The sequence below is a fragment of the Candidatus Hydrogenedentota bacterium genome, from assembly GCA_019695095.1.
Lineage (GTDB): Bacteria > Hydrogenedentota > Hydrogenedentia > Hydrogenedentales > SLHB01 > JAIBAQ01.
Genome location: JAIBAQ010000270.1, coordinates 1 through 6,445 on the forward strand (window position 1 = coordinate 1; position 6,445 = coordinate 6,445).

3 protein-coding genes are annotated in these 6,445 nt (G+C 57.0%); all 3 read left to right on the forward strand.

From position 1 onward, the window contains the following. Positions 1 to 67: 67 nt before the first annotated feature. Positions 68 to 2,749, forward strand: a complete 2,682-nt coding sequence (locus K1Y02_24455; protein ID MBX7259535.1) for a sigma-70 family RNA polymerase sigma factor — start codon at positions 68 to 70, stop codon at positions 2,747 to 2,749. A gap of 98 nt (positions 2,750 to 2,847) precedes the next feature. Beyond that, positions 2,848 to 5,814 carry an NPCBM/NEW2 domain-containing protein gene (locus tag K1Y02_24460; protein ID MBX7259536.1) on the forward strand — a complete coding sequence of 989 codons (2,967 nt, stop codon included), beginning with the start codon at positions 2,848 to 2,850 and terminating at the stop codon, positions 5,812 to 5,814. Between the two features lie 11 nt (positions 5,815 to 5,825). Next, positions 5,826 to 6,445 (forward strand): hypothetical protein (locus tag K1Y02_24465; protein ID MBX7259537.1); only part of this gene is annotated, 620 nt, incomplete at its 3' end.

A 6,445-nucleotide genomic window follows, 5' to 3' on the forward strand; every position in this document is an offset into this window, starting at 1 on the left:
TCTTTGCCGAAAACACACCCCGGAATTGTCTATTATCTGGAGGTCGGCTCCAGGAGATAGACAAGAAATGGTCGCAATCGATGTGCTTCTACTGCAGCGGTGGTCGCGTGAGGGCGATCCGGAAGCATTCAATGAGTTGGTCCGGCGGCACGCGAACATGGTCTACACGACGTGTTTGCGCATCCTGAAGAACCGTGCCGATGCCGAAGAAGTTGCTCAAGAGTGCTTCCTTCAGTTAGCGAAATCGGGCAACTCTGTTCGCAGTTCCATTGGCGGTTGGCTCCATGTTTTGGCGACGCACCGCTCAATCAATCGCATCAAGTCGGATTCGCGGCGGCGCGAGCGTGAACAGGAATTCGCGGAAGAGTCGCAATTCTCGCAGCGGGCCGAGTGGTCCGCGTTAATGGATGTGGTCGACGAGTCTATCGCGGAGTTGCCTGAGAAGTTGCGTGAGGTGATCGTTGCTCACTTCCTGGAGCAACGTTCGCATGAGTCGATCGCGGATGACTTAGGCATCCCAAGGCGAACTGTAAGTTATCGAATCGCCAAAGGCATCGAGCGAATCCGCATCAATCTGCAGAAGAAGGGAGTTCGCGCCGAGTTCTCCGCATTGGCTGGAATGTTGCGCGCCGGTTCGCTGGAGCCCGCCCCGCAAAGCCTTGCTTCTTCGCTGGGAAAACTGGCGCTGTCCGGAATGCTGCCCAGTGCGCTTGGGAAGGCCGCCGCATCATCCGGCGCATTCTTAGCCTCTCTCGTTAAGTCTGTGATTGTTACCGCAATCCTTGGGCTGGCAACGTACGTCGCGTACGTTTCCGTGAGAGACAAGCGCGTTACGTGGCGAGACATTCAGCGGCAGGAAGAAGGCGTACAACAGACGGTTGATGCAATTTCCCCTGAGCCTGAAGCACCTACGTCTCTATCCAAAGGTGCGACACCAACCAAGACGCCTGAGGTAACCGCGCCCACGTTGGCTTCCGACGAGATCTCCGATCCCAGCCAATACATTGCTATCTCGGGAAAGGTTACTGACGAGAACGGTCAGCCTGTTCCGTGGACGAGGGTCTTGCTGGTCATCGCCACGCGCCGCTCGCGTGTGTACGAAGCCAATACCGATGCATCGGGACGTTACGTGTTTACGGAGGTGAAGCACACAGGTGACGCGAAGCTCGTTGCCGCAAAGCATGGCTACATGAACGACATCAAAGCTCAGGATCTGAAGGCCGGCGAAGTGTACAAAGACGTGGACTTCAGCATTCGGCCTGGGCTGGCGGTGGAGGGTGTGCTTATTGCGCCCGACGGTAAACCGGTTCCCGACGGCGTGCTATGCACTTCGGAAGTGTGGAATGAGGACAACTATACGCCGGAGTATACCGGGGCATTCTCTGTTGCCGTTACCGACAGTGTGGGGCGGTTTGACCTGGGGGTCGATGCAAAAGCGGCATGGGCTCACGTGTGGGCTAATTCGGAAATGCAGGGAGGCGATTGCTTCTCACGCGTTGCTCTTGCGCAAGGCAACGTGGAATTGCGGATGAAGGAGAAAGCCAAGATCCACGGAAAGGTCCTCTGGCAGGATGGCAGCCCCGCTGTGGGAAAGCTCGTGGCTGTCCAAAGCCGATTGCCCGAGCCCGATACGCGCACGATCCGTACAGGCATGCGGGTTTCCGAAGAACAGCGTGCGTTGGTGGCATCGAATGGAACGTACGAATTCACCGATCTCTATCCAGCCATGACACACGATTTGTTCGTTGTGGAGAACGAGAAGGGAAAAGACGTGAGTGTGTCCATACCGTTGGCCACGCCGCTTAGTGGTCTGAAGTTGTCACCCGGAGAAGACGCGGAGAAGGATTTTACCGTTGCGAAGAGCGGAGCGGTTGCGGGGCGAGTACTCACTGAGAAGACACATCGAGCCGTCCCTGAGACCATGCTCTTCATGCAACGAACAGATTCGCAGGGATATCCCCAGATCGAGCGAACTGACAAAAATGGAAACTTTACGTTTCGGTGTGCCTCGGGCGACTACGTGTTGTTCGCGGGGGTAACAACGTTTGATGGCGATAGCGCTCTCGTGAAACGATTCGGTAAGCCTGTCAGCGTGGGAGAGGGAGCTACCGTCAATCAGGATCTGCTTGTTCCTGAACCGCTGGAACTGCCGTTACGGATTCTGAATCACGAAGGCAAGCCAGTTGCGCAGGCCATAATCGAAACCGGAATTGTTACGCCGGATGGGCGTCGCTATGGTACCAGCGTACCGCAGAGCATCGATGCCGGAGGGCATGTAAACGTTCTCATTTACCAGGAACTCGTCGAGGTGTGGGCGTCCGCGGGAACGAGCCATCAGGGTCCGCGCGTGGAGACGCCCCACTTCAAGGCAAAGCTGGGTGATGTGCTTCCTGAAGAAACCCTTGTGCTGGAAGCCACGTGTACCGTTAGAGGTGTGGTCGTCGACGCGGCAGGCAAGCCAATTCCTGATCGCGGAGCCACTATCAAAGCCATCTATGAGGACGGCAGCACAAACACGATATCCGTCGGACTCAATGCAGCCGGCGAATTCTCTGCATTGCCGGGTATCGCCGAGGTGCGTGCGGCAACTGCCACGTTTGAGGTCAGCGTAAGCGATGTCGACGGGCTTTGGCGCTCGGAACAAATCGAGTGTCTTCCCGATGAGTCAGTCGATCTGGGCACAATCGTCATTGCATCTTCACCGCCTGATGCAGATGAACCCAACGCGGAGTCTGCGGAGCAGGAATAGCAGCACGCTGAGGCGATATACTCTCCGAAACCAGGCGTCTCGCGAAGAGAGGGGAGATGGCCGATCTCTCAAGGGTGCCGGGGGAAGGGGAGCATACGATGTCCATCACACGAACAACCATTCAGTCTGTTGTCGTACTGTCTCTAGCGGTTCTGTTGCTGCGAGCAAATGCAGTCGAGTCTTGGCAGCCAATGGCTTTGGATTCTACGCGAAGCATAGTACTTCTGAAGTCCGAGCAGACGACTCTCGAAATTCCATTGAACAGTCCCCGCATTGACTTCAACGGGACCATTCGTGTTGGCGGCATGCCCTCCAAGAACCTCGAAGGCTCCCTCGAAGCAGGCAAAACGGTGACTTCGCGCTTTGATCCTATCTCCCTCGACTCCGCGGGACAGCTTGAAGTCGAAACGATTGCCGAATGGTCGGCGAATGAACTGGTGCTGCGAAAGTGGGCGCGCTTGCGATACACCGGCGAAAAGAAGGACCTTGTTCTCAACGAAGTGATACTCGATGAACTCGATGTTTCCGAGCGCCATGCGCAAATGTCTCCCGGAGACATCCAGAGCTATCCGGCTTTCATTGACGGGTTCTTTGCGGGGATCGAGTTTCCCATCGGCGCGACCCGGCTCGAAGGCAACACGCTGATTGTTGCCCACCGGCCAGGATTCGCCATGAAACCTGGCGAGTGGTACGAGACGCGCAAGGCGGTATACGGCATTGCTAAACCCGGTGACGAGCGAAAAGCGTTTCAACGCTATATTGCCAGTCATCTTCCTTCACGTGGCCAGTTCCACATCGATTACAACAGTTGGTGGACGTCTCCGGTTCCCTACACGGAAGCCGATATCCTGAAGTTGATGGATATCTTCAACCAGCGCCTCTACAAACCCTACGGCGTTTCGCTGGATTCATTCTGTATCGATATGGGCTGGGCAAACGCGCACACGTTCTGGGGCATCGATACCACTCTCTTCCCCGAGGGATTCACGCGCATCGCCCGCGCCGCTGAGGAGATGAAGAGTCATCTTGGCCTATGGATATCGCCCAGCAGCAGATATCCCCAGGCTCTCGACAACGAGTGGGCCGCAAGCCAGGGCTACGAGACGTTTATCGACTCTATCCCCGGCGCCAGCGTCTTTCGCACCGCTTGCCTCGGAGGACCCAAGTACAGCGGGGCGTTTCGCGATCGATTGATTGAGATGGCATCGCGCAACAGCGTACGTCAGTTCAAACTCGATGGCTATGTGCCAACTTGTCCGGAATCAAACCATGGGCACGCGCCCGGAATCCTCTCGGCGGAAGCCGTTGCCGAGGGATTCATCGCCGCAGCGCAATCCGCACACGCATCGGCGGACGGAGTCTGGCTCGAGCCGACCTGTTTCGGCTGGAACCCGAGCCCGTGGTGGTTGTTCTACTGCAATTCCGTTATCGGTAGTTATGGCGACGATGCCCCATACGGACGCATTCCGTGTCCCGTGTATCGTGAGTCGTACACGACGGCCAGAGACTACTTCAATTTGCAGGGCGCGTATTGGAGTACTGTTCCCATTGCCGCGCAAGAAGTGTTGGGCATTATTCACCAGACACCCGAGCCGTTCATGAACGATGCAGTGACGACAATACTTCGCGGAAACATGTTTCTCCCTTTGTATATCAATCCCGCGTACATGGATGAACGCCGATGGAAGTCGCTTGCCGGCCTGTTGACCTGGGCGCGCGCCAACGCGGACATTCTGAGCGAGACAACTCCGTTATTGCCTTCCTCATGGGGCGAAGGGCGTTGTCCAAAGTTTGTGCAAGACGCTGTCATGCCGCGCGAGCCTTACGGATACGCGCATTGGACGGGCGGACGAGGACTGATACTCTTGCGGAATCCGTGGATCGCTCCGCAAAGCTATTCTGTCCCGCTGGACGGAGCGGACGGTGCAGGCCCGCTAAATGCGGTTAGCTTATATCCCGAGGTTCGCGTGTATGGGCGTGACCTGCGCAATGGCGCATCGCTGGATGTGACGCTGGCGCCGTATGAAACGCTGCTACTCGCAGTTGATGCAACTCAACCCCGCACTGACCTGCCGTTAGCGTCAAGCCTTGGCGACGGCGCGTTGAAGGTTTCCGAGGCGCACCATACCGTTGAGCGCGTCGTATTCGACGGGCCAGAGCAGCCGCTCGGACCCGACTTTACGTGTCGGGGCCCATTGGGCGGATCTGGAGTCCGATTGACTCTCGATGCGAAAGTCTCCGTGTCTGCACCTATCACAGAAGCCTTGCTCCTGGTGGAGGACGCACAATCGCCCGAGAGCCTCGTATGTACCGGTCGCATTGACGGTCAAGAGGCAAACGTCTCCGTGATGGACTCAGAACTGGGATGGGCTGCCAGTGTGCTTCCTCGTCCTGAACACTGGCGCTTCTACCGGATGAGTGTCCCAGCGGGTGAACACGCGTTGGGATTTACCCTGTTCTCAAACGATGGCAAGGAACGAGTCTCGTGTTGGCTTTGGGCAAACAAGCCTGGAGAGATGCGGGCAGCGCAAGATGGAAATGCGCTACCGCAACCCGAGTCCATTTCGCTTGCATCTCAAGTATTGCTTGACCCGCTAGACTCTCTTGAAGCGCAGGGCGATCCAATTCACCTTGAGCCAACCATCGAACGAATTGACGGCGTTTATCTAGACACGCTGGAGCCAATTAGCGTGGAGCAGGGCTACGGAACTTTACAGAAGAACCGCAGCGTGTGGGAGAAGCCGATGACCATCGGCGGCCAACAATTCGTGCGAGGACTTGGAACCCACGCAACTGCGCGCATCGTCTACGATCTTTCGGGGAAGTACTCTCATTTCCAGTCTTGGGTAGGCGCTGACTCTGCCACGACGCCGACCGTCACATTTGAAGTCCTCGCAGACGGCGTCTCGAAATGGAAGTCGGGCCTTATGCAGCGGGGCGATCCACCCTCGTGGGTGGACATAGACATCGCCGGCGCCAAAACGTTGGAATTGCGCGTCGGGGACGGTGGCAACGGAATTGGCGCCGATCACGCGAACTGGGCTGAGGCGCGGGTCTTGCGGTAGGAGTCTGCTTCATGAAGTCTTCGTCCTGTCATTACGCACCCAATTCAAGATGCCTGGGTGCCGCCCTATTTGTTCTTGCTTGCCTTGGGGCGCGTGCGGACAACGCATACGTGCTTCCCGTCGAGATACGATCGGAATTGCCCTGCGTCAATGTACCTATCGATCCCGTAATCGATTTCGGATCGATCATCAAAGAGCAGGCTGGTAAGGGAGCGCTTGACCCGAATTCGATCGAAGTCTTCAACGCCGTGTCGGGTTCACGCGTGCCCCATGCTCTCGATGAGTTGTTTGCGCACGGAGACAAAGGCCGCATCGAGTGGGTGGCCGCGTCTCCCACGGATCGCAGCTTTGAGATTCGTTTCAAGACGCTCTCAACGAGGCAGCCGCTGAAGTCATCAGACTATGTGCCGCAGATCGGCACGGGTGACCTCCTTCGATACAACGCCGGGAAGCCTCGGCCGATTGCCTTGCCTTATTGCAGCGGTCTCGTGGACCTGAACGGTGACGGGTTGTCCGATCTCGTGGGTTGTTGGAACTACGCGTATCGACCGGGCGAGCCGTGGGATGGCCCCGTGTGCTATCCGCGCGTTGACTCTAACAAGAGTCTCCTATTCGGCGACCTGATTCATGT

Bases quoted from the DNA above. Each gene is read 5' to 3' on its own strand.
- K1Y02_24455 (MBX7259535.1), top strand. From the start codon at position 68: ATGGTCGCAATCGATGTGCTTCTACTGCAGCGGTGGTCGCGTGAGGGC.
- K1Y02_24460 (MBX7259536.1), top strand. From the start codon at position 2,848: ATGTCCATCACACGAACAACCATTCAGTCTGTTGTCGTACTGTCTCTA.